Genomic DNA, 24,710 nt, shown 5'->3' on the forward strand with positions numbered 1-24,710 from the left:
CCTGAGGACCCGGACGGCGCCTCTATAAGGATGCCAAGCGTCCCGGCCCGGTTATAGGGCTGAAAGTCCCAACCTCGCAGCGGATTGGGAAAAGGATGGCGGTTCGGGCTGCAGGCGGGGGCTTTGGGCCCTGTTTCCCCTTTGTCCCCGCCCGTAGCGTGGTTTAAGCAGCCCGCGCATGTTGGCTGCCGGAACCGGGAGGCACACGGTGAAATCAGCGAACGCAAGCATCATTGCAGGCATTGTCCTCATTGGGCTCGGTGCCCTTCTGCTGCTGGACCGGCTGGGTGTCATGGACAGTGCCGCCATTGTTGCGCCGCTGATCTTCGCGGCCATTGGGGTTCTGTTCCTGTCCCTGTTCGTCCGGCGGCGGGAAAACTGGTGGGCGGCCATCCCTGGATCCGTGTTCCTGGGCCTGGCAGCCGTCATCACCGCCACCCAGCTCACGGGCGGGGCATGGGGCGCGGCCTTCCTGTTCCTCTTCATGGGGGCCGGCTTCGCCGCGGTGTTCGTGCGGGAACGCACCAACTGGTGGGCGCTGATCCCGTCCGGCGTCATGCTCACGCTGGCGGTCATCGTGGCCCTTCCGCGGGAGCTGCAGGGCATGCCCACCGCCGCGGTCCTCTTCCTGGGCCTGGCGGCCACCTTTGGCCTGCTTTCCCTGGTCCCGGTCCACAGCGCCGGGCACGTTGCCGACCACCCCGCGGAAAGGATGAAGTGGCCGCTGATCCCGGCGGCGGTCCTCACGGTCATGGGGTTGATCTTTGCCCTCCAGGCAACGGTGGTGTTCATTTCTCTGGACTTTGCTTTCCCGGCCATCATGATCGCGGCCGGGATCACCCTGATGGTTTATGCCTATATCGCCCACCGGGACGGACGGCAGAAGACACACCGCACCGGTCCGCGGGCGGGCTGAGCCTGCCGCCTACCGTACTTGGCTGGAGGGGCGCAGCAGCGTGGCCCACAAATGCAGGAACATTCCGGCGAAGGTAGCCAGGAATGCCGCGAGCGCCAGCCACAGCTCCGCCCGGCCGATGGCTGTCACCAACGGCAGCTGGTCGGCGCGGCCCAGATAAATCCCGGCCACCGCGTACATGCCGAGGGGGAAGATCACGCTCCACAGGCCCGGCTCGTAGGACAACGGCACCCGGTGGACCATGTGCCGCCACCAGCCGGCGGCGATGAGTACCGGCAATAGCCACGATGCGAAGGACCAGAACACCACGGAGGCACCTGCCACCAGCCCGCGGGTCGCATCGACCATGGGGGCTCCGGCCATCTCCACGATCCGCGCTCCCGCCAGGACGCTGATGGCCATGGCGCCCATAGCCACGAAGTACTGCGGGCGCAGATCCTCCGGCCGGATGGGATATGTCATGAGCCGGAGCGAGACGAAGATCCCCACGGCGGCATACAGGATGAGGCCCCACCGACCAGGCAACGACGGCGACGAGCGCCAGGGCGGCGCGCCAGTCCGGCGCGGCGAGCGGCTCGATGGAGGCCGCCGCGACAGCCACGGACTGGCTGGCCACGCACCAGATGAACCATGAGCCGTTGGCATCCTTAACCACGGGGCGCTCGGACCGGCCGAGCACGGCGGTCCACGGCACGACGTAGCCAAGCACCACCCAGGCGAGGACCGCGACCGACAGAAGGACCGCCGTCGTGCCCTGCGATCCCGCCATGCCAAGCCGCGTCCCCAGCACATTTGTTCCGGCGATGAAGGTGAAGAATCCGAACGCCCGGCCGGGGTCCAGGAAGTCGCCGCGCATATCGTCGGGGAATTTGGCCAGGCGGAGCAGGCTGAGCGCAAGAATCACCACGTAGGAGAGCGCGCACACCACCAGCAGCGCCACGGATATGGCATGGAACCCTTCGAGTTCGAGCCCCACGGAGATGATCCCGCTGGCCATGGTGAGGGCGAAGTAGCCGGGGGTCAGCGTCCGCACCGCCTGGTTCGCGCGGGAGGCGAAGGAGTGCCGCGCGTCAGTGGCCGTGTCCATGCCCCCAGCTTAGGCCGCTGCATCCGGCACAGGCGCGTGTGGTTACTGTTCCCCGGGGCGGCTCTCGGCCTTTGCCCAGTGCTCCCTGAGCAGCGCAGCAACCCGTTGCGGCTCGATCCGGTGCGGCGGATCAAAATGGTGGCGGTCCGGAAACACCTCAAGCCGGAAGTCAGGGAAGACCTGGCCCAGGCGCCTGGCGTTGTCGGCGTAGTCATCAGGATTGCTTTTGCCGCCCAGGATGAACAGCACCGGACGGTCGAAGGAGGCCAGGCGGTCCCGGTCCAGGTTGTACGACGTGAAGGTCCTGATGAACGCTCCGATCCCTGCCGGCCGCTTGGCCATCCACGGCGGCGGCGGGCCGGGCGGCGGAGGCGGCAGGACGACGTCGTCCCTCACGCCCAGCCGCATGAAGGCGCGGATGAACTCCTCCGGCGGAAGTCCGTCCAACTGGTCATATTTCTTCCACAGCGCCCTGTGCCCTGGGCTCCAGTCCCAGGTGCCTGCCCATGCGGGTTCGAGCAGTGCCAGGCTGCGGAGCCGTTCGGGGTGCGATGCCGTCAGGGCCAGGGTGGCTGAGCCGCCGCCGGAGTATCCCACCACGTGGAAGGTATCCCAGCCGCGCCGGTCGGCCTCGCGGAGCACGCCGTCCGCCTCGGTGTCCAGGCTCCAGTCCCGCGGCGGTGCATCCCCTGCGTAAAGCTCCAGGTCCTTTGCAGCGGCTTCCACTCCTGGTCCCAGCGCCTCCAGCAGGCCGCCGTAGGCAGGGCCGGCGGGAAGGACACTTCCCGGCAGCAGGATCACCCGAACCGGTTCCATGGCAATCACTTCCGCAGGCTACTTCGCTGCCGCCCGGGCAGTCCTGGCAGTCCTTGCCTTGGGCTCCCTGGGCTCTTTGGGCGGCAGGGACGCGATGTAACCCAGCGCCTTTTCGGCCCATGCCCGCGCCCGGGTGTCATCGCCGTCGCCCTCTTCGTTCCAGACCTCCGGCAGCCCGGTGTATCCGCCCATGGGCCGCTCCGCCGGGCCGAACGGCACGGTCCGCTCGGATGACTCCAGCATCTCCTTGTCCTCCGGGGAGAGCTTCACGCCGATGGTGGACCCGAACAGCCCGGCGAACATGTTGCCGTTGATGAACGCGCCGAGGTTGCCGAACATCGGCTTCACCACCACCCCCGGATGGTCAGGGACCACGCGCCGGAACCGTTCTTTGTCTTCCTCGCTTGCCTTGGGCATCTCCATGGCTTCATCTCCCGGTGGCAGGGTATTTCCGCAGGATCTGGATGCAGGATATGCCTATTCGCAGGCGGGGTCGAGGGTCTGTGGAGCCCATGGCGCAGGCCACAAAAGTCCCGGGCTGAGCAGGTCAAACTTCCCTGCGGAGTGCTATATATAGCTCAAGGCAACTATTTTTTGGCTGCCCCGCCAGGTCGCATGGATCCGGGAGTTTCCGGGGGCTGGAGGCAACGGTGCTGAACATGCCGGACTCCGCCCCGGCCGAAAAGATTCCCGCCCGGCCCGCCGCCTTCCCCGCCCGGCCCGCTGCCAGGGGCGCGCTCGTGGCCCTCGCCGCGCTCGCCATGCTTACGGGCTGCAGCGGCGGCGTTGGCGGGTCGGTGTCCACGGCCGTGAAGGACAGCTCCTCCGCCGTGGCCACCGCGCGGATCGCCCTCCGCCAGGACATGGACGGCAACCTCACCCAAGCGGCCACCGCCACCAGCCTGGACGACGGCCTCAAGGAGGTGGAGACCAGCAGGAGCAGTGTCCTGAAGCTCTCACCGGCAACGCAGGAGGAGCGCGTGGTGCAGAAGCAGGCACTGGACGTGCTGGACCAGTGCGCCGCGGGTTTCGCCACGGCGCGTGCCGCCCTGGCAGCGAACGACGGCGGCAGCCCCTCGCTCTCCGACGGTGACAAGGCGCTCGCGGACGCGCAGGACGTCCTGAAGCAGCTCGAAGACACGGTGGGGTCCCAATGAAGCGGCTCCTCGGCGTCGCGCTCGGGGTCCTCACTGCCATCGGCGGGTTCGTGGACATTGGGGATTTGGTGACCAACGCTGTCGTCGGTTCCCGCTTCGGAATGTCAATGGTGTGGGTGGTGGCCGTCGGCGTGGTGGGCATCTGCCTGTTCGCCAACATGTCCGGCCGGGTGGCGGCGGCATCGGGGCGGGCCACCTTCGAAGTGATCCGCGAACGCCTTGGCGCGCGGGCAGGGCTGGCCAACCTCTCGGCGTCCTTCCTGATCAACCTGATGACCGTCACCGCGGAGTTGGGCGGCATTGCCCTTGCCCTGCAGCTGGCCAGCAGTCTGTATTACCTTCTGTGGATCCCTGTAGCGGCACTGGCCGTGTGGCTGGTCATCTGGCGCGTGCGGTTCACCATCATGGAAAACGTGACGGGGTTGCTGGGCCTGTCACTGATCACCTTCATCGTGGCGCTGTTCCTGCTGAAGCCCGATTGGGGCGCCTTGGCGGGGCAGCTGATGCCTGCCGTCCCGGAGCAGGAAACCTTGTGGACATACAGCTACTACGCCATTGCCCTGTTTGGCGCAGCCATGACTCCCTATGAAGTTTTCTTCTTTTCCTCCGGCGCAGTGGAGGAAGGCTGGACCGTGAAGGACCTGGTGCAGGAACGGATCAACGTCCTGGTGGGGTTCCCGCTGGGCGGCCTGCTGTCCGTGGCCATCGCCGCGTGCGCCACGGTGGTGCTCCTGCCGGCCGGCATCTCCGTTACGTCCCTGTCCCAGGTGGTGCTCCCCGTGGCGGAGGGGGCCGGGAAACTGGGCCTGGCCATCCTGCTGGTGGGCTTCGTGGCCGCTACCTTTGGCGCCGCCCTGGAGACCACCCTCTCGTCCGGCTACACCCTGGCCCAGTTCTTCGGCTGGTCCTGGGGCAAGTTCCGGCGGCCGGCGCAAGCCGCCCGATTCCACCTTTCGATGATCGTTTGCCTGCTGATCGGCATCGCGGTCCTGGCTACCGGCGTGGACCCGGTGCAGGTGACCGAATACTCCGTGGTGTTCTCCGCCATTGCCCTGCCGCTGACGTACCTGCCCGTCCTCATCGTGGCCAACGACCCCCAGTACATGCGCGAGCACGTGAACGGGCGCGCGGTCAACGTGCTGGGGATGGTCTATCTGGTGATCATCATGGTGGCTTCGCTCGCCGCCATTCCGCTCATGATTGTGACAGGAGCCGGCTCATGACACCGCCGTCAGCCCCGCTGCCGCCGGTGCCGCGCGTGGCCGGCCGCATCCTCGACGCGCAGCTTCACCTCATGGACCGGCAGGTCCTGGACCACGACGGCGTCCCGGTCACCACCGTGGATGACCTCGAGGTGAGCGGGCCTGCTTTGGACGTGGAGATTGAGCCGGGGACGGCGCCGCCAGTCATCACGGCCCTGCTGACCGGGGCGGTGCTGGGCACGCGCATCTTTGGCGGCAGGGCGCCGTCGTCCAGGCTGATCCGCATCCCATGGAAGGACGTGGCGGAAGTGGAGGTGGTGGTGCGTCTTGGCGTGAGCGGCGAACTGCTGGACGCCAGCTGGGTGGAACGGTGGGTGCGGGACAAGATCATCGCGCGGATTCCGGGAGGCCGCCATGATCCTCGGTGACCTGCTGGGGACGCCGGTCCACGACGCCGACGGCGGACGGCTGGGCCGCGTTGCCGACGCCCGGTTCGTGCTGGACGGGCCGCCGCACCAGCTGATGGCGGAGCCGCGGCTGCTGGGGTTGGTGGTCAGCCCGCATAGCGTTGCGTCGTTCCTGGGGTACGAGCGGAACGGCCTCACCCGGCCCTGGCTGCTGGCCCGGATACTGCGCTGGCGGCACCGCGGCTCATTCCTGGTGCTGTGGGAGGACATCGCGATGGTGGGCCCGCGCTCGGTCCGGCTCCGCCCCGGATTCACCCGTTACAACACGATGCTGGAGGGCGGCGGGCAGGTTTAGTGGCGCTGGACAGGTGCGGAATTAGGTGTGGGGCGAATCTCCTGTAGTGTTGATCCTGTTGTTGTGTTTATGCAGTTGGTAGTTCAGGCAGTACGCGCGGTCGAAAGTCCGTGTTCTTCTGAAGTAGCGGTTTTTGAACACCCCACGCCGGAGGGCCCGAAAGTCGGGATTTTCCCTCCACCTTCACGAAGGACAAAAATAATGGCTACTGGTACCGTCAAATGGTTTAACGCTGAAAAGGGCTTCGGCTTCATCTCCCCGGACGACTCCTCGCAGGACGTTTTCGCGCACTACTCCGCGATCAACTCCTCCGGCTTCCGCTCCCTCGAAGAGAACCAGAAGGTTTCCTTCGACACCGAGCAGGGCCCCAAGGGTCCCCAGGCCACCAACATCCAGGCTCTCTAATTTCCTAGAGTTCCGGGACCGTTAGGTTTCCAAGCAGGGCTTGCCGTTCATCGGCAGGCCCTGCTTTTGTTTAACCCAGCTGTGCCAGTTCGCCCACGGGTGTGGCCCCTGCCAGAATTGTCAGCATGCCAACAGCTGGAACAGTCCAGGGTCTGGACCTTCAAATCAGCATTGAGGACAGCGAGCCGCTGATTTGGCGCCGCGTGCACCTCCCCGAAACTCTGACTATCGGCCAATTCCACCTGGCCGTGCAGGCAGCCTTTGGATGGGAGAACCGCCATCTCTACGGCGTGCGCGGGACAGACTCTGCGGGCCGTGAGCGCAGGATCGTTGGGATCGACGACGAAACGGAGGACCTGCACGCAGAGCCCGCGTCCAGCGTCGTCCTCTCCGAACTTCTTAATCCACAGAAGCCAGGGACGTCTTTCGATTACGACTATGACTTCGGGGATTCGTGGATTCACCGTGTGGAACTCGTGGGAACAGCAGAGCTTCAGCCGGGTGAGATGTTGTGTGTTGAGGGTGCCCGGCGCGGGGCGATCGAGGACTCAGGCGGCCCACACGGTTATAGGCAACTGGTCGAAGCGGTTCAGGACTCATCGCATCCGGAGCACCAGGAGGCTACATCCTGGGCTTAGGCATGACCGGGTTGTACGGCCACCGATTCGATCCCGCTGCCTTCGATCTGCACGCCGCCAACAGGAAGCTGCGGATGCTCAGCCTGCAGTGGTGGCCACAGCCGTTAGGGGATCGGGAGCGGGACAGCGTCCTCCGGCCGGTCCGGTGGCTCCTGCATGAAGCGTCCGGCGATGGAGTGGAGCTCACCAAGGACGGTTACCTCAAGCCGGCCCTGGTGAAGCGGGCCATGGAGGAGCTTGGCTGGGCGCACCCGGCCATGGGCAAGGGCAACCGTGAGACGCATGCCCGCCAGGTCGCTGAATTGCGCCAGCACCTGATGGACTGGAAACTCCTGTCCAAACGAAAGGGCCGGCTGGTCCTGTCCCCGCGTGGACGGCGGGGACTCGAGCGGCCGGAGGACTTGTGGGACTACGTGGTGGACCAGATCACCCACCCGCAACATCCGGGTGTTTACCTGGTGACGCTGCTGCAGGTGCACTGGCACCTTACCGGCATCGAGCCGCCGTACGCGTTCCAAGCAGAGATTATCGGCGAGGACCTGCGGATGGCGGGCATGGTCACCCGCTCAGGGGACCCGATACCTGAGGAGTGGGCTGCCGACATCAACCGCACCGTCCGCTGGACGCTCGAGTGCCTGCACCTGACGGAGCCCGCACGGGACTCCATGGGCCCGCTACTGCTCACCGACGGCGGGGTGAAATTCCTTCTGGACGTGTTGGACCGGGCCCGGACTTTCCCACCCGCGGGCCTGCGCGTTGCACAGTAATTTCTTTAGCCGCGCCGTCTCGACAAGTTCCAATTACAGGAGCACTGTTGAAGGTGCACGCGCCTTTAGCATGCACACCAGCGCCGTGGGCGGTGTCTGGCGAAATGGATACTTGCGCGGCACCAGTTGGGGTGGTGCATGTCCGGCCCGAAAATCGGCCGACACTGGCTGCCCGCGCTCCCCGGCATCGGCAGCCAGCACCTTCACTCCGACAAACAGTGGCCGGTTCGGCCAAACATGCAACGGGTTAAATCGGCTACAGCTGCACATCGGCATTTATCAGATCGCCGTTTAAGAAAGCATTGCTATGAAGCACTATCGGGGAAACACACCGAGATCCAACAAACTGGCATTCATTGTCGCATTCGCTGTTGCACTACTCGCCTCCTTGGCTGCAGCCGGCCCCGCATCGGCGGACGGAGGGGACCACCGGACCTGGCAGGTGCAGGTGGGCTCTGAATCCTGGGACCAGGAGATCCAAGGCATGGCGTTCCTCCCGTCAGAGATTTTTATCAATGAGGGAGACACCATTCATTGGCGGGCCAACTCCGCAGAAATCCATACCGTCACGTTCCTGGCGTCGGGCCAGTCGCTGCAACCATTCGATCCGTTCAATGACGATGAGCTGCAACAGCGCGGAAAGAATCACTATGACGGAAAGTCCTACTACAACTCGGGCATCATGGCCAACGTGGACGTGCCCGGCTTCCCGACTGTCAAGGACTACAGCCTGACGTTCCCCTGGAAAGGTGACTTCACTTACTACTGCCTGGTCCATGGCATGGTGATGAAGGGTGCAGTCCATGTACGGGATCGTGGGACGGACTACCCCTACAGCCAGGCGGACTACGATCGCAGATCAGCGGCGCAGGAGCATTCCATCATTCGCGACGGCGAACGGCTCGACGCCTCGCTGGCTGACGACGCCACGAACCATAGGGTCATCGCCGGCGGTGACGACGGCGTGGCGATGGTCATGCGCTTCGTCCAGCCGACCGTGACGGTCCACGTGGGCGACTGGGTGACCTTCGCGAATACAGGCATGGGCGCTCCCCATACCGTCACGTTTGGTACCGAGCCGGCGAACATTTTCGCCCCATCCGGCACGCCTGATAATTTCACCGGCGGTGACCTCAACTCTGGATTCATGCCTCCCGGGGCGGTCTTCAAGGTGAAGTTCCAGACCGAAGGAACGTTCAGGTACATCTGCGCACTCCATGACTACATGGGCATGGTGGGCAAGGTGAAAGTCGTCGACTGACGCCGAATTCACATGCGGTCCGGTCGGTTGCCCCGACCGGACCGTCTGCTTTTCGCAGGTCTTGATAGGGGTCAGTGCAGCCCCATCGCCTCCCGCACCTCATCGAGGATGTGGTGCATGGCCCGTTCCGCCTCTGCGGTATCGCCGCCGGCTACGGCTGTCGCAACGGCCTCATGCGCCTGCAGTGCCTCGCTCCGCGGTTTGAACGGCATGAGCCCCTGCCGGGTCCGGCTGGTCAGGACCTCCGCGATCATCCCTTCCAGGGCGCGGAACATTTCATTGCCGCAGCTTCGCAGCAGCAGCTGATGGAAAGCGATATCGGCGGCCAGGAAGGCCTGGAGGTCGCCGGCCTCGCCCAACCGGCGGAGGTCGTGGGCCAGGGACACCAGTTGTGCACGCTCCGCGGCGCTGGCCCTGCGTGCCGCGCCCGCGGCGGCGATGGGTTCGACGGCGATGCGCAGCTCGGTGAGGCTGCTGTACTGCAGGTCCCGCCGGTCCGAGGCCAGCCGCCAGCGCACCAGGTTCGGGTCGAAAACGTTCCAGAGTGAGGGTTCCTGCACCACAATGCCCACGCGGCGCCGCGAGTAGACCAGGTTCATCGATTCCAGGACCTTCATGGTGTCCCGGGCAACCGTCCGCGAGATTCCGTACTCGTGCTGCAGCCCTTCGAGGGTGAGCCGGGTGCCGGGGACGAGTTCCCCGGAAGCTATGGCAACCCCCACCGCCTCAATAACGCGGCCCTGCGCCGCCGGGGAGGGACCGCCGTGGTGCACTTCATCGCCGTCCTGGACTGTCGCCGTCGACATTCTTCTCCCCGTTCCGTTACGCGCCGCTGCGCCTCTCCAGAATAGCGGGGAAACCGACAAAGGTATGACTTGTGACACGAATAGATAGCATCTTTGAGCAAGAAAGGTGATACCTTATCGCTTGGCCTGATGAACACCGGGCCGCAGTGAGCTTCTTCGAAAGCCAAAGACGTCTTCTCCGGAGGTATGACATGCAGTATCCAGCCACACACCTGGTGGTCATGGGCGTCGCCGGTTCCGGCAAATCCACCCTGGCAGCTGCCTTGTCCCAACAGTTGGGATGGGCCTGTGCCGAAGCGGATGAATTCCACCCGGAAGCGAACATCACCAAGATGAGCCAGGGCATTGCCCTCCAGGATGAGGACCGCTGGCCCTGGCTTGAGGAGATCCGCAGCTGGATGACCGCTCAGGCTGCTGCCGGCAAGAGCACCGTCCTCACCTGCTCCGCGCTTAAGCGAGGCTACCGTGAGCTGCTCTCCGGCGCCGAAGGCCGGGTCATCTTCCTCCACCTCGACGGCGGTCCGGACCTGATCAGCCAGCGGATGCAGGGGCGCGTGGGCCACTTCATGCCGCCCACCCTGCTGCCCAGCCAGCTGGCAACCCTTGAGCCACTCAGCCAGGAAGAGCTGGACGCAGGCAGCCTCCGCCTCGACATCTCGCGCTCACCCGAAGAGCTGGTCGCCGTCGTCGTGCGGGCCCTCAACCTCCCCTCCGGCCAAGCGCCCACAGCGTCCTGACCCTCCCATTCCCCAACCCTGTTTCAAAGGAGAACCATGACCATCGAAGGATGGACCCAGACAATGGGCGCAGGCCCCCTGCTGCTCATCGCCGCGGCGGCAATTCTTGTGCTGCTGTTCCTGATCATCCGGCTGCGGATGCACGCCCTGATCGCCCTGATCCTCATCAGCCTCGCCACCGCCTTCGCCACCGGCATCCCCGCCAACCAGGTGGTCCCGGTCCTGGTCAACGGCTTCGGCACCACCCTGGGAACGGTGGCACTGCTGGTGGGCCTGGGCGCCATGCTGGGCCGGATCGTGGAAACCAGCGGCGGCGCCAAGGTGCTGGCCGATTACCTGATCGGCGTCTTCGGTGAAAAGCGCGCGCCGTTCGCACTGGGCCTGGCTTCGCTGATCTTTGGCTTCCCCATCTTCTTCGACGCCGGCCTGGTGGTCATGCTGCCGGTGGTCTTCGCCGTCGCCCACCGCCTGGGCGGGGGAGTGCTGCGCTACGGGCTCCCCGCGGCCGGCGCCTTCTCGGTGATGCACATCTTCCTGCCGCCGCACCCGGGTCCGGTCTCCGCCGCGGCCTTCTTCGACGCCAACATCGGCCTGGTGCTGATCGCCGGCCTCATCACCGCAATCCCCACCTGGTACGTCACCGCCTACCTGTACGGCCTGTACACCGGCCGGAAGCTGGTCCTCCCGGTTCCCGAAATCCTGGGCCATGCCAGTGCCGACGCCGAGGCCCACCCGCCGAGGTTCCGCACCATCATCGGGCTGCTGCTCCTGCCGCTGGTGCTGATCTTCCTCAACACGGGACTGAACACCCTGGCCTCCTCCGGCGCCCTGGATGAAGTCGTCAAGAAGGAACAGTGGTTCCAGATCCTGCGCACCATCGGTGAAACCCCCGTGGCGCTGCTGATCGCCGTGCTCGCGGCACTGTTCGTGCTCGGTACCCGCCGCGGCCGCGACGCCGGGGCCCTGGAGCAGCTGCTCGAATCCTCCCTGGGGCCGGTCTGCTCGGTCATCCTGATCACCGGCGCCGGCGGCATGTTCGGCGGCGTCCTGCGCACCTCCGGCATCGGCAAGGCGCTGGCGGATGTCCTGGGCAACCTGGGCATCCCGCTGATACTGGCCGGATTCCTGATCTCCGCCATCCTGCGCATCGCCCAGGGCTCAGCCACTGTGGCCCTGACAACCACCGCCGGCCTCATTGCCCCCGCCGTGGCAGCGGGCGGCCTGAACGGCATGCAGATTGCCGCCATGGTGATCGCCGTCGCCGCCGGATCCGTGGTGGTCTCCCACGTCAACGACTCCGGCTTCTGGCTGGTGGGCCGGTTCTTCGGGATGGACGTCAAGACCACGCTGAAGACCTGGACCGTGATGGAAACCCTGATCGGCGTGATGGGCTTCGCCATCGCCGCTGCCATCTTCCTGGTGGCCGGTGTGGCGGGCTGACGCTTCACGCTCAGTGGCGGCGGGGGCGGCTGGTGGGAACACCGGCCGCCCCGCCGTCGTTGTTCCCCTTGGCGTGCTTTCCCTATGCGCCGCCCGCCAAGCAAAGGACACCCCTTGACTCCTCGCACCATCGTGATCACCGGCGCCAGCGACGGCATTGGAGCGGCAGCCGCACGGACGCTGGCCAAGGCAGGGGAGCAGGTGGTCGTCGTCGGCCGTTCCGCCGAAAAGACCCGCACCCTGGCGGGGGAGATCGGTGCAGACTTCTACCTCGCCGACTTCGCAGACCTGGCGCAGGTGCGTGAACTCGCCGCCAAACTCGAGGAAAAGTACCCCCGGATCGATGTGTTGGCCAACAACGCCGGCGGCATCATGGGCAGGCGCACACTCACCGTGGACGGCAACGAATCGACATTCCAGGTCAACCACCTGGCGCCATTCCTGCTGACCACGCTCCTCATGGACACGCTCACCGCAAGCAAGGCCAAGGTGGTCAACACCTCCAGCGCCGCCAACAACTTCGGCAAGCTTGACCTGTTCGACCTCACCGCCGAGTACGGCTACAGCACCAACCGCGCCTACGGCACAGGCAAGCTGGCCAACATCCTCTTCACGTCCGAGCTGCACCGCCGCTTCCATGACCAGGGAATTACGACGGCGGCGTTCCACCCCGGCGTCGTCCGCACCAACTTCGCGGCAGAGTCGGGGAGCCCGTGGCGGCACGCGTACACCACCCTGCTGAACCGCTTCATGCTCAGCCCCGACCAGGGCGCCGACACCATGCTCTGGCTCATCAACGGCACTCCCGGCACGGACTGGATTTCCGGCGCCTACTACGCCAAGCGCGCCCTGGCAAAGGCCAACCCGCAGGCGTACGACGCCGAGCTGGCCCGCGGACTGTGGGAGAAGAGCGAAGAGCTGGTCAAGGCGTTCGTCTAGCCCTACCGCTCGCAGGCCAGGCCATCGTGGTCAGCGTCCAGCCCATAGATGTCGCTGCCAATAACCTGGATGGGACCGCGGACGTAAGCCGGCCCGTTACCGCTTCCCCCGGCGCAGTCCACATCGGAGGCGATGGGAACGCAGCCTGAATAGTTCGGGTCGCAGCCCGGGTTGGTGCCCGGAACGGCAGGCGCAACGGGAGCCGGAGGCGCAGCGGCCCTTGCGGCCGCATCCGCCGCTGCTTTCTGAGCGGCGGCCTGTGCTGCCGCAGCCTCCTGGGCGGCCTTTACTTCGGCTGCCTGCCGGGCAGCGGCCTCTGCAGCGGCTGCGTCAGCGGCAGCTTTGTCCGCCGCGGCTTTGTCGGCTGCCGCCTTATCTGCTGCCGCCTTATCTGCAGCTGCCTTGTCCGCGGCTGCCTTCGCTGCGGCAGCGGCCGCCAGCTTCTCCGTGACCCGCTTGGACTGCGCGGCGTCCAGCCACACCAGCCTGCCGGATTCATCCTTGGTACAGACATAGGTGGTGCCGGCGGAAACCCGCTGCGCATTCGCGGTGGTGCAGGGCGTATCGGCAACGGGTGCCGCCGTAGGTGTTGCGGTGGCAGTTTCGCTGGCGGGGCCGGCAGCGGCGGTCAGCGAGGCCTGGGGTGCGCCGCAACCTGCCAGCAGGAGCGCGACGGCGGCAGAGGCCCCGGCGGTCAGCGCTTTGTTGGTGCCCTTCCGCCAGGCAGACCCGGCGCTCAGCGCGTCTTCCTGCTGGCGGATGCGGGGTGCGGAAGGGCTGTGAATTTCAGGCATGGTTCCCCCAAATGCGTGTGCTGGATGCGGATTGCACGGCCAGCGTAGCCACGGCCGCGTGGCCGGAACCGGGTGAAGCGCAAATCTTGACGCATTCCTTCGCCAACCCTGCAGCTTCCGGCTTTGTCCTGCACGCCATGACCGGATTGCGTCACTTATCGGCACTTTCCGGTCAGCCCTCCCCGAAGAGAAGGGCGCCCGCTCCCGCGGAGGCGTAAAAGTCGCGCATTTACGGCACCGTGGGCCTCAGCCCTGCCGCGCCAGCACCTCGCCGATCACCCGCGCACCCTCTGGATAGGCGCCCGGATTCGGGCCCGAGTAATTAAGCCGGATGAAGGCGCCGGCGGGTTCGGCCGGGAACCATTCCGTGCCGGCGGCGATGATTACCCCGGCATCCTCACAGTCGCGCACCAGACGCGGAAGGTCCGTGGCGTCCGGGAGGCGCAGCCACAGGTTCAGTCCGCCCTTGGGCAGGGCATCGATGTGCGCCTGGGGGACGTGTTCGCGGATGCTGGCGGCCAGCAGGTCGCGGCGTGACTGGAGCTGCTGGCGGAGGCTTCGCAGGTGCGTCTGCCACCCGGGCTGCGTCACCACGTCCAGCGCGGCGGCCTGCAGGAGCCCGCTGACGTACATCGACTCGGCGGCCCGCTGGCCCAGGATGCGTTCCCGCGCCGGTCCCCGGACAACCACCGCGGCAATCCGGATGGCGGTGGAAACACTCTTGGTCAGGGACCTGATGTACACCACGTGCCCGGAATCGTCCCGGGTTGCCAGCGGAACAGGGTGCGAGGTGATGCCGAAATCGTGGGCCCAGTCGTCCTCCACCAGGAAGGCGCCATGGCGGCGGGCCACGTCCAGGATCTCGTCGCCACGGCCTGCCTCCCACTGCGCCCCGGTGGGATTGGAATAGTTGGGCTGCACGTAGAACGCCCGGGCGCCGGTCTCGGCAAAGGCGCGGTCCACGTCCGCGGGGTCAGGCCCGTCCGGACCGGTGGGCACCGGAACCACCCGCACCCCGGTCTGGGCGGCGGCAAGGATGGCGCCCCAGTACGACGGCGACTCAATAAGCAGGGGCTGTCCCGCGCCCACCAGCGCACGGAAGATGGAGCTCAGCCCGCTCTGGCTTCCCGGCAGCACCACCACGTCATTCGGGGTGGGAGGGGTGATCCCCACGGGGGTGGCCAGTCCCAGTTCCTGCGCGAACCATTGCTGCAGCTCGGGCATGCCGGCGGCCGGCGGCCGCGACAGGGCGGCATCGCCACGGGCAGCACGCGTCAGCGCGGCGCGGACCAGCCGCTCCGGCAGCAGTTCCCGGTCCGGGTAGCCGGAATGGAACCAGATGGCATCGCCGGGAACGTTGCGCATGGTGCCTGACGACGACGGCAGTGGGGACGACGGCGACCTCAGCGCAGCCGTTTGCCAGCCATAGTCCGAGGGGCGTGCCGTGCGCACGGCACGGACGAACGTCCCAACCCCGGGCCGGCTTTCGACCAGCCCTTGGGCCGTCAACGCCTGCAGCGCCTTCTGCACTGTGATCGGGCTGGCCTGGTACTCGGCCACGAGCTGCCGGGTGGACGGCAGTTGGGCTCCCGGAGCCGCGCCCGCGATCCATTTCCGGAGTGCCGCGACAATCCGCGAACTGCTATCGTTATTCATGAAAGAACATAGTAGCGCTACTGTCCTGAGCGGCCCAGTGATACTGCCGGGAAAAGCCACCGGAATCGGGTGGGGCCTGCTGGGCGTGGCAGCCTTCTCCTTCACCGTTCCCTTCACCCGCGTGGCCGTCGCCGGCATCCCGCCGCTGTTCATCGGCTCCGGCCGGGCCGTCGTGGCCGCTGTTCTTGCGGTTGCAGCACTTGCCATCACCCGCCAGCGGCTGCCGCAACCGCGCACTTGGCTGCGCCTGGCGCTCGTGGCCGCGGGCGTCGTCGTCGGCTTTCCGCTGTTGACGTCCTACGCGCTTACCGCAGTCCCAGCGGGGCACGGGGCCGTGGTGATCGCCCTCCTGCCGGCCGCCACGGCAACGGTGGCGGTCCTGCGCTCCGGCGAGCGGCCCCCGGCCGTCTTCTGGGGCGTGATGGCGCTCGGCTCGCTGGCGGCGGTCTCCTTCGCCTTCCTGCAGTCCGGCGGTGTGGGGCACCTGCACTGGGCCGACCTCCTGCTGCTCGGCGCCGTTGCCTGCGCCGCGGTGGGGTACGCCGAGGGTGGCCTGCTGGCGCGCCAGCTTGGCTCCTGGCAGACCATCGCCTGGGCGTTGGTCCTTGCCGCCCCGGCCATGCTGGTCCTGGCCGTGCTCTCCGTCCTGGACCAGCCGCCGTCGGCCACGCCCGTCCAGTGGGCGGCCTTCGCCTACCTCGCCGTGGTCAGCATGTTCCTGGGCTTCTTCGCCTGGTACCGCGGACTGGCCATCGGGCCCATGGCGCAGGTGAGCCAGATCCAGCTGCTCCAGCCCGTCCTCAGCATCTGCTGGGCCGCGCTCCTGCTGGGGGAAGCGCTCACCTGGACCACCCTCATCGGCGCCCTTGCCGTCCTCCTCTGCGCCGCCGCGGCGGTCCGCGTCCGGCTCAACCACCCTGCCCCTTAACCACGAAAGGAATCCCCATGTACATTCCCGCCCACTTCGCCGCCGACCCCCAGGCCGTCCAAGACCTCCTTACGGCGCCCGGCGCGGCCAACCTGGTCACCATGACGGATCAGGGCCTGCTGGCAACGCTGCTGCCCTTCGCCTTCAACCCGGCGGTGGGAGAGCACGGCGCGCTGCAGGCCCACATGGCAAGGAACAACCCGCAGTGGTCCGCCACGCCAACCGGCGAGGCGCTGGCCATCATCCAGGGCCCGGACGACTACATCTCGCCGTCGTGGTACGCGTCCAAGGCCGAGCACGGCCGCGTGGTCCCCACCTGGAACTACAGCACCGCGCACGCGTACGGGGAGTTGGTGGTCCATGACGACGCCGGCTGGCTGGCCAGGCATGTCCGGCATCTGACCGGCCTGCACGAGGAGGGCCGGGAGGACCCCTGGGCCGTGGACGATGCGCCGGAGAAGTTCATTGCCGGGCAGCTGCGGGCGATCGTCGGTGTGGAACTGGTGATCACCCGGATCGAGGCGAAGGAAAAACTGAGCCAGAACCGCTCCGACGCCGACGCCCGGGGAGTGGCGGCGGGCCTCCGGGTCGGCGGGCGTGAAGCCGGCGCGGCCGCCGTCGAACGTGTGCGCGGCAGGTGAGCCGGGGACTTAAGCAGCCCGTTCCAGCAGCACCATCACCTCGTAGTGCGTGGTCTGCGGGAACATGTCCAGGACCCGGGCGCGCCGGGCGGTGAACGACGGGAGTGCGGCCAGGTCGCGGGCCAGGGACTGCGCGTTGCAGCTGGAGTACAGCAGGTGCTGCACGTCCGACGATTCCAGCCAGCCGCACAGCTCCTTCCCGATGCCCCGCCGTGGCGGGTTCACGATCACCAGATCCGGCGACTTCTCGCTGGCAAGGGCAAACGCGGTGGCGTCACCGGCCTGGAAGTCCATTCCCTCCAGGCCGGCTTCGCCACTGCTGATGCGGGCGGACACGATCGCCTCGCTGCTGGTTTCAATGCCGGTGACGGTGCGGGCCGGGGCAGCGCTGTGCAGGGCGAAGCCGCCCACGCCGCAGTACAGGTCCCACACCGAGGCCGGTGCCAGTTCGTTGACCCACTCGCGCCCCTGCCGGTACAGGGCCGCGGCCATGTCGGTGTTGGTCTGGAAGAAGCTTTGCGGGCGCAGCTGCAGGTTGATGTCGTTGACCCGCATGTTCAGGGTGGACTGCTCCGTCAGCAGGATCTCCCGGTCGCCTTCCAGCACGGCTTTGTGTTCCGGGTGCAGGTTGACCGAGACCACCTTTACCTGCGGCAGCGCGGCCAGCAGTTCCGGGAGGTGCTTCCGGATGCGGGGCACCGTTTGGTCCGAGCGCAGGACCAGCCGGAGCATGACCTTCCCGTCGGGAGATTCGGTAACGATGACGTGCTTGAGCTCGCCGGTCCGGCGCGGAACGTCATAAGGCGTCAGGCGGACCCGCCGGATGAAGTTCGCCAGCACAGGGAAGCAGGCCAGCAGGCCGGGGGAGCAGACACCGCACTTGCGCAGGTCCACGCCGTGGCCGTCGGCGTCGAGGATCCCGATGGTGGGGTTCTGCGCGGTTCCGCCAACCACCATTTTGGCCTTGTTGCGGAAGCCCGACTCCTGGCTCGCCACCGGCGGAAGCCATTCGAGTTCGGCGTGGCCGGACAGCAGAGCCTGGCAGTGCAGCTGCTTGCCGGCCAGCTGCTCGCCGTAGGGCCTGCCCATGTGGGTGCAGGAGCGGCAGGTGCCGGCATCAAAGTAGGAACAGCGCATGACCGGACAAGTTTACCCGGTGCGCCATCCCGGCCACGACGTGAAGGTCCGACGCCGGCACCCGGCCAGGTGCCGGCGTCGCCCTTCTTCATGGCGGGGCCCTTTTCGATCCGGGTCCGTGAACCGGCCGGTTCCGGCGCCGACGTATCATCTCTTTGTGCTTCCGTTCTGGAGCCGGGCCGACTCTCGTCTGCTGTTGGATTTCTTGCGGTGAAGGATGGACATGGAGCGGGCTAGTCTTGACCGGATCGATCAGAGCATCCTTGCGGAGCTGACGCGCAACGCCCGGATCAGCCATGCGGAGCTGTCAGCAAAGGTGCTTCTGTCCCGGAACGCCGTGCGGCAGCGGATCGACCGCATGGAACGGCAGGGGTATATCCAGGGCTACACGGTGGTCACCGGTGCCCCCGGACAAGGGCCGGTCTCGGCCTTCCTGATGGTCTACCGGAAGGACAGGGTGCGCGGATCCGATGTGATCTCCCTGCTGCAATCCATCCCCGAAGTGGTCCTCTGCGATGTTGTCAGCGGCGACTTCGACCTGCTGGTCCGGGTGGAAGCCCGTTCCTTGGAGCGCATCCAGGAAATCTGGGAGCAGATTGCTGCCGCTCCAGGAGTGACGGACACGGTGACGGCCATGACCCTGTCCAACTACGTCCGGCGGGGCACGGCAGTCCAGCCCACCTAGGTCCTGCTATCACTGGTGCTTGATGCAGACAACCTTCGGTTGGGTCATCTCCTCGTAGGCGAACCGGACACCTTCGCGGCCCATGCTCCCGTACTTGGATCCACCAAACGGCATGCCGTCGAAACGGTAATCCGAGGAATCATTGATCATCACGCCACCTGCATCGATACGGCCGGCGGCTTCCAGTGCAGTACCGAGGGACCGCGTGAAGATCCCGGCGTGCAGGCTGAAGTCCACCGCATTCGCCAGGTCCACCGCCTCGTCAAAGGTTGTGAACGGCTGCAGCAGCACCACCGGCCCAAAGACTTCTTCCTTCCAGAGTCTGCTCCCCATGGGTACGTTCTCCAGCACCGTGGGCTGCAGGACATTGCCGTCCCGGATATTGCCGGCCAGGACCACGGCACCTGCGCTGACGGCCGCAGCAATTTTGGCTTGGAGGTGTTCCACCGCTTCGGAAGTGATCATTGGACCCACATCGGTGCTTTCCCCTGCAGGATCGCCCGCCACGAGCCGTGACGTTTCCTGCAGGAAGCGCCGCCGGAACTCCCTGTACAGCGGCTCGGCCACGAGAATGCGCTGCGCTCCCACGCAGTTCTGGCCGGCGGCCCAAAAGGCACCGGAGACGCACGCTTCCACGGCGGCAGGAATGTCAGCGTCGTCCATCACGATCACGGGTGCGTTGCCGCCCAGATCCATGGACAGCTTCTTCAGCCCCGCTGTCCGGGCGATGGCCTCCCCGGTGGAAAACCCGCCGGTGAAGGACACCATCCGTACGTCGCGGTTCCTGACGATCGCCTCCGCAACTTCCCGGCCCCCGTGGACAACCGTGAGCACTCCGTGGGGCAGACCCGCTTCGGTGAGGACGTCCGCCAGCATTTGCGCGGAGAGCGGGGTCAAGGCGGACGGCTTGAGGATCACGGCGTTGCCTCCCGCGATGGCCGGGCCCACCTTGTGCGCCACCAGGTTCAGCGGGTCGTTGTACGGCGTGATGGCCGCGATGATGCCCAGCGGTTCTCGGGAGTACCAGCCAATGCGGTCTTCCGAGCCTTCATAGGAGTCAAAAGGGATGGTTTCTCCTTCATTCCGGCGTGCTTCTGCCGCCGACAAGCGAAGGGTGTTGACCGCCCGCAGTACTTCCTTGCGTGCCTGGCGGATGGTCTTCCCGCTCTCAGCGGTGATGGTCCGGGCAAAATCCTCCGCCCGCCCGTCCATCAGCATGGCAGCAGCGTCCAGGAGCTTCCCGCGGGTGTGGCGGGACATTCCCCGGGCCCGCACGGCCCCCGCGCGGGCTGCCTCGAAGATCGTTTCCATGGCGTCCGGTGGGGTCAGGGCGACCGCTCCCACCACCCGGCCATCGTAGGGGCTCTGCACGTCGCCGCAGGCGGGCAGCGCGTTCTTGAGTGGGGCCAGTGTCGATTCATGCATTGGCAGTCACCTGGTTCCCCGCACCGTGCATGGCGATGATGTCCGAGAGCAGGGCATACGCCGTCTCCACCCGTCCGGCCCCGGGACCGGAAACCGTTACCGGGCCGAGGAGGTCGGTGTTGAAGGACACCGCGTTGTTGGCGCCGGAAACTCCCGCGAGCCCGTGGTCGAGGGGGAGTGCGGCGGGGGCAACACCGGCGGTTACTGTCCCATCCGGGTTTCGGCGCGCAGAGCCAACCAGTTTCCACCTCCGGCCCTGGCCGGCAGCTTTGCTCAGGTCCTCGCGGGTCAGCGCGGATATGCCCTGGCGCTGTACGTCAGCGAGCGTAAGGTCCGCTCCCAGCAGTTCGTTTGCCAAAATCAGGACTTTGAGCTGGACATCGTAGCCTTCAATGTCAGCGGAGGGATCCGCCTCGGCGTAACCCCGCTGCTGGGCTTCGCGCACTGCCTCGTCAAAGCTGAGGCCTTCCTCCATCCGGCCCAGGACGTAGTTGCTGGTGCCGTTGAGGATGCCCTCAAAGCCAGTGAGTATCAGGCCTGGAAGCAGTTGCTTCGCGAAACGGAGCACGGGGGTTCCACTCATCACCGCGCCCTCGAATTCGAAATGCAGGCCTTCCCTTTGCGCAAGTTCCGCCAGTTCCCCTCCCCGCAGCGCAACGGGGCCCTTGTTGGTGGTGCAGACGCTCTTACCTGATTCCAGGGCCCAGCGGACGTGCGAGGCCGCGGGCTCACCGTCCGTGGGGTTGGTGAAGGTTGCTTCGCAGATAATGTCGGCAGGGCAGGTTCGGATGACACGCTCGTTGTCCGGCTCTGCGGACCCCCCGCATGCTGCGAAGGTCTCCACACCTGGCTCGAGCCGGAAGGCTGCGTCCAGGTCAATCCCCCCGGCCTGCACCAGCGAGCCGAGGCGAAGGTCCGCAATGGCCACCACCCGCAGGCCGAAACCCAGTTTGAGGCTGAGCTCATCCCCGCGGGTGGCGATCAATTCGGCAAGTGTTCTGTTGACGCCGCCGAAACCGATCAGCGCGATGTCGTACGTGGTCATGGTGCTCCTTCGATCTGTCCAGTTGGTGCTCCCATCGTGGTCCCACCCGCCGTCCGTCGGGACATGCCCAAATGCCCAAACGGGGAGGCAGAACGACCATTGACCTGAGGAATCGACATGCCGCCCCCACGTAGTAAACGTGCAACATTTGCATCTTCGTATGATTTTGATGACTAAAAAGGGGTCTTTGTGTTACTTTCGTCACTGTCGACGCACTCATAGCCCCTTTCGGACAGGCAGGCGAAATGCGGCCGCCCTTCCGACCCTTCCCCCAACTGGAGGCATCCCTTGGAATCTTCGACCCCCCTGACCCTCAAGCCGGAGCCTGGCGCTCCCCCTTCCGGAGAACCCGGACTCCACCGCTCCATGGGCCCCAGGCACCTGGTCATGATCGCCGTGGGCGGAGTGATAGGTTCCGGCTTGTTCCTTAGTTCTGGCTACACCATTTCGCAGGCAGGGCCACTCGGCGCCGTTCTTGCCTACCTCGTTGGCGCCTTTGTGGTTTACCTGGTGATGGCATGCCTGGGTGAGCTCGCCATCGCGTACCCCGTCTCCGGCGCGTTCCACATTTACGCTGCCCGGTCCATCGGACCGGCCACCGGCTTCGCAACTGCATGGCTGTACTGGTTGTGCTGGGCAGTGGCCATCGGGTCGGAATTCACCGCCTCGGGCCTGCTGATGCAACGGTGGTTCCCCGGCGTTGACGTCTGGGTGTGGTGCCTTGTATTTGCCGTCACGCTGTTCGGTCTGAACGCCGTTTCGGCCAGGTTCTTTGGCGAGTCGGAGTTCTGGTTTGCCATCATCAAGGTCGCGGCGATCATCGCGCTCATCGTCCTTGGCGGCGCAGCCCTGCTGGGCTTCCATCCGCTCAGCGAAGGCGGCAGCCATCCCTTCCTGTTCGAAAATTTCAATACCGAGGGAGGCCTGTTTCCCAATGGATTCACCGGCGTTCTGATCACCGCGCTTGCCGTCTTCTACGCCTTCTCCGGGTCGGAACTGATTGGTGTGGCGGCCGGGGAAACAAAGGATCCCGCCACCAGCATTCCCAAAGCGATGCGAAGCACCGTCATCCGCCTGCTGGTGTTTTTCGTAGGGGCCATCGCTGTCATTGCCGCCACTATTCCGTACCAGGAAGTAGGGCTTGACGAGAGCCCGTTTGTGACCGTGTTTACGGCCACCGGTGTTCCTTTCGCCGCTGACCTGATGAACTTTGTCATCATCACGGCGCTGCTGTCCGCCGGCAACAGCGGATTGTTTTCGTGCGCGAGGATGCTCTACTCCCTTGCCAATGAAGGCCACGCACCGCAGGCGCTCAAGAAGCTGACCCGCCGGGGCATCCCCATGACCGCGCTGTCGGTGAGCATGCTCGGAGGGCTGGCATCCCTCATCAGCAGCGTGGTTGCTCCCGAAACTGTCTACCTGGCACTGGTGTCGGTGGCAGGCTTCGCAGTGGTGGGTGTGTGGATGTCCATCACCGCTTCCCACTTCTTCCACCGTCGGTCCTTCGTCAGGAACGGCGGGAACGTCGCTGCACTGGGCTACAAGGCCCCGTTCTTTCCGCTGGTGCCGATCCTGGCATTTACCCTCTGCGCCATCTCACTAGTCGGCATAGCCTTTGATCCCAACCAGGTCGCGGCCCTGTACTTTGGTATTCCTTTCGTTGCGGCCTGCTACGGCTACTTCCACTTCAGGTACGGGCGGAAGCGCTCTGCCGGCGTGCCCGCCTAGGACGTGAACCACAGCTGCGGCCCGGCGCAGACGCGCAAAGCGTCTGCGCCGGGCCCTGGCTGCATTCGGGACGCGGAGAAGGGTGTGGCATCAGGGGGACCCTCCCGTGTGAAGATAGACCGGTTGACGGTGGGAAGGAGCAGCAAGGGTGGACGATACTGCCCCGGAGGCGTCGTCGCTGGCGCAGGGACTGCGGATTGTGCGTCTGGTGGTTGACCGGGAAAAGACCGGCAAGCAGCTCCTGGGCGTTTCGCAGCTGGCCGCTGAGCTGGGCATGGACCAGAGCCGGGTGTCCCGCCTTACCCAGGAGCTGTGCGAGCTTGGCCTCCTGGAGCGGCCGGAACGCGGTCCGTTCCGGGTAGGGAGGGGCTTTTTCGGCCTTGCGGCCACGCTCAATACGGGCTGGATACGGCACGCCGGGGCTGAACTGGAGAGCCTGGTGGCCGCCACCGGTCTCCGCGCCCGTGTGTCCGTCCGGGACGGTTACCGCGTCATTTTGCTGCTGCCATCGAGCAACGATTCACGTGCCGGCAGCTTTGTCCAGCCCGGCATGGTGACGCCCGTTTGGTGCACGGGATCCGGGCGGGCCTTGCTGTGGGACCATAAGCAGCGCGGCTTCGAGGCATTGCTTTCCGACGTGAATTTCATCGGCGTTGGCGGTCCCGGTGCTGCCCACTCCATCCCGGAGGCCTGGGAGTTGATGGCCCGGGATAAAGCCGAGGGCTATGTTGCTGCCGTGGAGGAATTCGAACACGGCATCGTCGAAGTTGCTGTCCCCATCCGCGATCCCCAGGGCGGAATCGTTGCTTCGCTCAGTGCTCTTGGCAGCCGGGCGGAGATGGGTTCCCCGGCCCGGGAACTGGCCGATCTCCTCGCCGAGGCCGCGGCCAGGCTGGGGGCTGCCCTGCCCACCCCTGAAGGGTAGCGGGCCGGCACCTAGGGCTGTTTGCTGGGGGGCGGGCAGCCCAGCATGGCTTCAAGCCACGTCCCCTGCGCTGCCAACGCCTTGGCGTGGTCAGCCTGGCGGGGCTCGAGCCGGCTCTTCGGGCCTACGATCTGCAGGGCGGCCACCACCTCGCCCCTGAAGTCCCGCACGGGAACGGCCAGCGAGTACAGGCCCGGTTCAGCTTCCTCATCAACAATGGAATAGCCGCGCCGCCGCGCCGCCTTCAAGCGCGACAGGAAGTCCTCTACGTCGCCCGGTGTGTTGGGGCCGTGCTTCACGAAAGGGACCTGCGCGAAGACCTTACGCACCTGCATTTCGGAGGCCTCCCAGAAGAGTGCCTGGCCGGCATCGCTGCAGTAGGCAGGGTAGGGCCGGCCCAGCCATGACCCCACCATTTTGCTGGTTGCGGGAATACTTTCGCCCACCGTAACGGTGCTGTCCCCGCTGAGGACGCCGAGGAAGCATCCTTCGTCGGTCTCGCTCGAGAGCCGCTCCAACGCGGCCGCACCGTCGGTGTGCAGGCGGCGCCGGGTCAACAGGTGGGCATCGGTCAGCACGCTCCAGTCCAGGGCAAAAGTGCGTTGCGCTGTTCGGCGCAGGAACCCTTCCTGCTCTGCGGTCCGCAGGCTCCGGGACACCTGGCTGCGGTCCTTGCCGAGGTCAGCGGCAATTTCGGCCACGGTGCCGCCGGGGAGGCCATGGGCGTGGCGCTCCCCGGCAGCCAGCACCGCCGTGATTCCCCGTCCCATGCTTGTAGTCCTCGACATGGTCCGAGTCTAAATGACTGTTGCC

Annotated in this window: 27 protein-coding genes and 1 pseudogene; 17 read left to right on the forward strand and 11 right to left on the reverse strand. The window is 66.1% G+C overall.

The annotated features are described in order from the left end of the window. The first annotated feature begins 208 nt into the window (after positions 1–208). Positions 209–916: a hypothetical protein gene (locus FBY36_RS14475; RefSeq protein WP_142120464.1), complete on the forward strand. Its 708-nt coding sequence runs from the start codon at positions 209–211 to the stop codon at positions 914–916. A gap of 9 nt (positions 917–925) precedes the next feature. Here the strand turns inward: FBY36_RS14475 and FBY36_RS20880 are convergent, their stop codons facing one another. From FBY36_RS20880 to FBY36_RS14490, 4 genes and pseudogenes are all read right to left on the reverse strand, one after another. Next, positions 926–1,405, reverse strand: coding sequence for a hypothetical protein (locus FBY36_RS20880; protein ID WP_235008850.1), 480 nt, complete (start codon positions 1,403–1,405; stop codon positions 926–928). Between the two features lie 79 nt (positions 1,406–1,484). Further along, positions 1,485–2,003: pseudogene (locus FBY36_RS20885) on the reverse strand (tellurite resistance/C4-dicarboxylate transporter family protein); the annotation flags it as partial. Positions 2,004–2,045: 42 nt separating this feature from the next. Next, positions 2,046–2,819, reverse strand: coding sequence for an alpha/beta fold hydrolase (locus FBY36_RS14485; protein WP_142122651.1), 774 nt, complete (start codon positions 2,817–2,819; stop codon positions 2,046–2,048). An 18-nt stretch (positions 2,820–2,837) separates the two neighbouring features. Next, a complete protein-coding gene (locus FBY36_RS14490; RefSeq protein WP_142120466.1) occupies positions 2,838–3,242 on the reverse strand; it encodes a TfoX/Sxy family protein in 405 nt (134 codons plus the stop codon). 236 nt (positions 3,243–3,478) lie between these two features. On the opposite strand from FBY36_RS14490, the gene FBY36_RS14495 reads away from it, so the two are divergent. The 8 genes from FBY36_RS14495 to FBY36_RS14530 all read left to right on the forward strand — a co-directional run bounded on the left by FBY36_RS14495 (position 3,479) and on the right by FBY36_RS14530 (position 9,011). Further along, positions 3,479–3,976, forward strand: a complete 498-nt coding sequence (locus tag FBY36_RS14495) for a hypothetical protein (RefSeq protein WP_142120468.1) — start codon at positions 3,479–3,481, stop codon at positions 3,974–3,976. Then, the gene (locus FBY36_RS14500) at positions 3,973–5,199 is read left to right on the forward strand and encodes an NRAMP family divalent metal transporter (protein ID WP_142120470.1); all 1,227 of its coding nucleotides are present in this window, start codon (positions 3,973–3,975) and stop codon (positions 5,197–5,199) included. Before FBY36_RS14495 ends, FBY36_RS14500 begins: the two co-directional genes overlap by 4 nt. Then, positions 5,196–5,606 carry a hypothetical protein gene (locus FBY36_RS14505; RefSeq protein WP_142120472.1) on the forward strand — a complete coding sequence of 137 codons (411 nt, stop codon included), beginning with the start codon at positions 5,196–5,198 and terminating at the stop codon, positions 5,604–5,606. The genes FBY36_RS14500 and FBY36_RS14505 overlap by 4 nt, the downstream gene beginning before the upstream one ends. Next, positions 5,593–5,940: a PRC-barrel domain-containing protein gene (locus FBY36_RS14510; protein WP_142120474.1), complete on the forward strand. Its 348-nt coding sequence runs from the start codon at positions 5,593–5,595 to the stop codon at positions 5,938–5,940. Before FBY36_RS14505 ends, FBY36_RS14510 begins: the two co-directional genes overlap by 14 nt. A 201-nt stretch (positions 5,941–6,141) precedes the next feature. Next, the gene (locus FBY36_RS14515) at positions 6,142–6,345 is read left to right on the forward strand and encodes a cold-shock protein (protein ID WP_015936345.1); all 204 of its coding nucleotides are present in this window, start codon (positions 6,142–6,144) and stop codon (positions 6,343–6,345) included. 125 nt (positions 6,346–6,470) lie between these two features. After that, positions 6,471–6,983: a plasmid pRiA4b ORF-3 family protein gene (locus FBY36_RS14520; RefSeq protein ID WP_142120476.1), complete on the forward strand. Its 513-nt coding sequence runs from the start codon at positions 6,471–6,473 to the stop codon at positions 6,981–6,983. Positions 6,984–6,985: 2 nt separating this feature from the next. Continuing rightward, positions 6,986–7,750 carry a hypothetical protein gene (locus FBY36_RS14525; RefSeq protein WP_142120478.1) on the forward strand — a complete coding sequence of 255 codons (765 nt, stop codon included), beginning with the start codon at positions 6,986–6,988 and terminating at the stop codon, positions 7,748–7,750. 388 nt (positions 7,751–8,138) lie between these two features. After that, positions 8,139–9,011, forward strand: a complete 873-nt coding sequence (locus FBY36_RS14530) for a plastocyanin/azurin family copper-binding protein (protein WP_235008851.1) — start codon at positions 8,139–8,141, stop codon at positions 9,009–9,011. 71 nt (positions 9,012–9,082) lie between these two features. Here FBY36_RS14530 and FBY36_RS14535 read toward each other — a convergent pair whose 3' ends face one another. Next, positions 9,083–9,817 carry a FadR/GntR family transcriptional regulator gene (locus tag FBY36_RS14535; RefSeq protein ID WP_200830503.1) on the reverse strand — a complete coding sequence of 245 codons (735 nt, stop codon included), beginning with the start codon at positions 9,815–9,817 and terminating at the stop codon, positions 9,083–9,085. 191 nt (positions 9,818–10,008) lie between these two features. Here FBY36_RS14535 and FBY36_RS14540 point away from each other — a divergent pair, with 191 nt between their 5' ends. The 3 genes from FBY36_RS14540 to FBY36_RS14550 all read left to right on the forward strand — a co-directional run bounded on the left by FBY36_RS14540 (position 10,009) and on the right by FBY36_RS14550 (position 12,933). Next, a complete protein-coding gene (locus FBY36_RS14540) occupies positions 10,009–10,554 on the forward strand; it encodes a gluconokinase (RefSeq protein WP_142120482.1) in 546 nt (181 codons plus the stop codon). A 36-nt stretch (positions 10,555–10,590) separates the two neighbouring features. After that, on the forward strand, positions 10,591–11,994 hold the full coding sequence (locus FBY36_RS14545; protein WP_142120484.1) for a GntP family permease: 1,404 nt from the start codon (positions 10,591–10,593) through the stop codon (positions 11,992–11,994). A 114-nt stretch (positions 11,995–12,108) separates the two neighbouring features. Next, entirely contained in the window at positions 12,109–12,933 is an 825-nt protein-coding gene (locus FBY36_RS14550; protein WP_142120486.1) for an SDR family NAD(P)-dependent oxidoreductase, read from the forward strand. Positions 12,934–12,935: 2 nt separating this feature from the next. Here the strand turns inward: FBY36_RS14550 and FBY36_RS14555 are convergent, their stop codons facing one another. Both FBY36_RS14555 and FBY36_RS14560 read right to left on the reverse strand, forming a co-directional pair. Then, positions 12,936–13,727, reverse strand: a complete 792-nt coding sequence (locus tag FBY36_RS14555; protein WP_235008852.1) for a hypothetical protein — start codon at positions 13,725–13,727, stop codon at positions 12,936–12,938. A gap of 246 nt (positions 13,728–13,973) precedes the next feature. Further along, positions 13,974–15,383 (reverse strand): aminotransferase-like domain-containing protein, encoded by a 1,410-nt coding sequence (locus FBY36_RS14560; protein WP_142120488.1) that lies wholly within the window; start codon positions 15,381–15,383, stop codon positions 13,974–13,976. Here FBY36_RS14560 and FBY36_RS14565 point away from each other — a divergent pair. Continuing rightward, entirely contained in the window at positions 15,382–16,311 is a 930-nt protein-coding gene (locus tag FBY36_RS14565; RefSeq protein WP_142120490.1) for a DMT family transporter, read from the forward strand. The genes FBY36_RS14560 and FBY36_RS14565 overlap by 2 nt on opposite strands. A gap of 17 nt (positions 16,312–16,328) precedes the next feature. After that, on the forward strand, positions 16,329–16,952 hold the full coding sequence (locus FBY36_RS14570; protein WP_142120492.1) for an FMN-binding negative transcriptional regulator: 624 nt from the start codon (positions 16,329–16,331) through the stop codon (positions 16,950–16,952). Positions 16,953–16,961: 9 nt separating this feature from the next. Here the strand turns inward: FBY36_RS14570 and rlmC are convergent, their stop codons facing one another. After that, positions 16,962–18,089, reverse strand: coding sequence for a 23S rRNA (uracil(747)-C(5))-methyltransferase RlmC (gene rlmC, locus FBY36_RS14575; RefSeq protein WP_142120494.1), 1,128 nt, complete (start codon positions 18,087–18,089; stop codon positions 16,962–16,964). A 223-nt stretch (positions 18,090–18,312) separates the two neighbouring features. Between rlmC and FBY36_RS14580 the strand changes: the two genes are divergently transcribed. Beyond that, a complete protein-coding gene (locus FBY36_RS14580; RefSeq protein ID WP_142120496.1) occupies positions 18,313–18,774 on the forward strand; it encodes an Lrp/AsnC family transcriptional regulator in 462 nt (153 codons plus the stop codon). Positions 18,775–18,783: 9 nt separating this feature from the next. On the opposite strand, the gene FBY36_RS14585 is transcribed toward FBY36_RS14580, so the two are convergent. Further along, positions 18,784–20,199, reverse strand: coding sequence for an aldehyde dehydrogenase family protein (locus FBY36_RS14585; RefSeq protein WP_142120498.1), 1,416 nt, complete (start codon positions 20,197–20,199; stop codon positions 18,784–18,786). Further along, positions 20,192–21,244, reverse strand: a complete 1,053-nt coding sequence (locus tag FBY36_RS14590) for a homoserine dehydrogenase (RefSeq protein ID WP_142120499.1) — start codon at positions 21,242–21,244, stop codon at positions 20,192–20,194. Before FBY36_RS14590 ends, FBY36_RS14585 begins: the two co-directional genes overlap by 8 nt. Before the next feature lie 288 nt (positions 21,245–21,532). On the opposite strand from FBY36_RS14590, the gene FBY36_RS14595 reads away from it, so the two are divergent. Together FBY36_RS14595 and FBY36_RS14600 are read left to right on the forward strand one after the other, a co-directional pair. Continuing rightward, positions 21,533–22,972, forward strand: coding sequence for an amino acid permease (locus FBY36_RS14595; RefSeq protein ID WP_142120502.1), 1,440 nt, complete (start codon positions 21,533–21,535; stop codon positions 22,970–22,972). Between the two features lie 148 nt (positions 22,973–23,120). Then, entirely contained in the window at positions 23,121–23,897 is a 777-nt protein-coding gene (locus tag FBY36_RS14600; RefSeq protein ID WP_142120504.1) for an IclR family transcriptional regulator, read from the forward strand. 11 nt (positions 23,898–23,908) lie between these two features. Here the strand turns inward: FBY36_RS14600 and FBY36_RS14605 are convergent, their stop codons facing one another. Continuing rightward, a complete protein-coding gene (locus FBY36_RS14605; protein ID WP_142120506.1) occupies positions 23,909–24,685 on the reverse strand; it encodes an IclR family transcriptional regulator in 777 nt (258 codons plus the stop codon). Between the last annotated feature and the right edge of the window lie 25 nt (positions 24,686–24,710).

Origin of the sequence: Arthrobacter sp. SLBN-122, from assembly GCF_006715165.1 — a bacterium.
Classification (GTDB): Bacteria; Actinomycetota; Actinomycetes; order Actinomycetales; family Micrococcaceae; genus Arthrobacter.

What these genes read in the sequence shown, in the direction of transcription:
- FBY36_RS14485 (WP_142122651.1), bottom strand. Translation starts at nt 2,819, where the DNA reads ATGGAACCGGTTCGGGTGATCCTGCTGCCGGGAAGTGTCCTTCCCGCC.
- FBY36_RS14490 (WP_142120466.1), bottom strand. Translation starts at nt 3,242, where the DNA reads ATGGAGATGCCCAAGGCAAGCGAGGAAGACAAAGAACGGTTCCGGCGC.
- FBY36_RS14495 (WP_142120468.1), top strand. Translation starts at nt 3,479, where the DNA reads ATGCCGGACTCCGCCCCGGCCGAAAAGATTCCCGCCCGGCCCGCCGCC.
- FBY36_RS14500 (WP_142120470.1), top strand. Translation starts at nt 3,973, where the DNA reads ATGAAGCGGCTCCTCGGCGTCGCGCTCGGGGTCCTCACTGCCATCGGC.
- FBY36_RS14505 (WP_142120472.1), top strand. Translation starts at nt 5,196, where the DNA reads ATGACACCGCCGTCAGCCCCGCTGCCGCCGGTGCCGCGCGTGGCCGGC.
- FBY36_RS14510 (WP_142120474.1), top strand. Translation starts at nt 5,593, where the DNA reads ATGATCCTCGGTGACCTGCTGGGGACGCCGGTCCACGACGCCGACGGC.
- FBY36_RS14515 (WP_015936345.1), top strand. Translation starts at nt 6,142, where the DNA reads ATGGCTACTGGTACCGTCAAATGGTTTAACGCTGAAAAGGGCTTCGGC.
- FBY36_RS14520 (WP_142120476.1), top strand. Translation starts at nt 6,471, where the DNA reads ATGCCAACAGCTGGAACAGTCCAGGGTCTGGACCTTCAAATCAGCATT.
- FBY36_RS14525 (WP_142120478.1), top strand. Translation starts at nt 6,986, where the DNA reads ATGACCGGGTTGTACGGCCACCGATTCGATCCCGCTGCCTTCGATCTG.
- FBY36_RS14535 (WP_200830503.1), bottom strand. Translation starts at nt 9,817, where the DNA reads ATGTCGACGGCGACAGTCCAGGACGGCGATGAAGTGCACCACGGCGGT.
- FBY36_RS14540 (WP_142120482.1), top strand. Translation starts at nt 10,009, where the DNA reads ATGCAGTATCCAGCCACACACCTGGTGGTCATGGGCGTCGCCGGTTCC.
- FBY36_RS14545 (WP_142120484.1), top strand. Translation starts at nt 10,591, where the DNA reads ATGACCATCGAAGGATGGACCCAGACAATGGGCGCAGGCCCCCTGCTG.
- FBY36_RS14555 (WP_235008852.1), bottom strand. Translation starts at nt 13,727, where the DNA reads ATGCCTGAAATTCACAGCCCTTCCGCACCCCGCATCCGCCAGCAGGAA.
- FBY36_RS14565 (WP_142120490.1), top strand. Translation starts at nt 15,382, where the DNA reads ATGAAAGAACATAGTAGCGCTACTGTCCTGAGCGGCCCAGTGATACTG.
- FBY36_RS14560 (WP_142120488.1), bottom strand. Translation starts at nt 15,383, where the DNA reads ATGAATAACGATAGCAGTTCGCGGATTGTCGCGGCACTCCGGAAATGG.
- FBY36_RS14570 (WP_142120492.1), top strand. Translation starts at nt 16,329, where the DNA reads ATGTACATTCCCGCCCACTTCGCCGCCGACCCCCAGGCCGTCCAAGAC.
- rlmC (WP_142120494.1), bottom strand. Translation starts at nt 18,089, where the DNA reads ATGCGCTGTTCCTACTTTGATGCCGGCACCTGCCGCTCCTGCACCCAC.
- FBY36_RS14580 (WP_142120496.1), top strand. Translation starts at nt 18,313, where the DNA reads ATGGAGCGGGCTAGTCTTGACCGGATCGATCAGAGCATCCTTGCGGAG.
- FBY36_RS14585 (WP_142120498.1), bottom strand. Translation starts at nt 20,199, where the DNA reads ATGCATGAATCGACACTGGCCCCACTCAAGAACGCGCTGCCCGCCTGC.
- FBY36_RS14590 (WP_142120499.1), bottom strand. Translation starts at nt 21,244, where the DNA reads ATGACCACGTACGACATCGCGCTGATCGGTTTCGGCGGCGTCAACAGA.
- FBY36_RS14605 (WP_142120506.1), bottom strand. Translation starts at nt 24,685, where the DNA reads ATGTCGAGGACTACAAGCATGGGACGGGGAATCACGGCGGTGCTGGCT.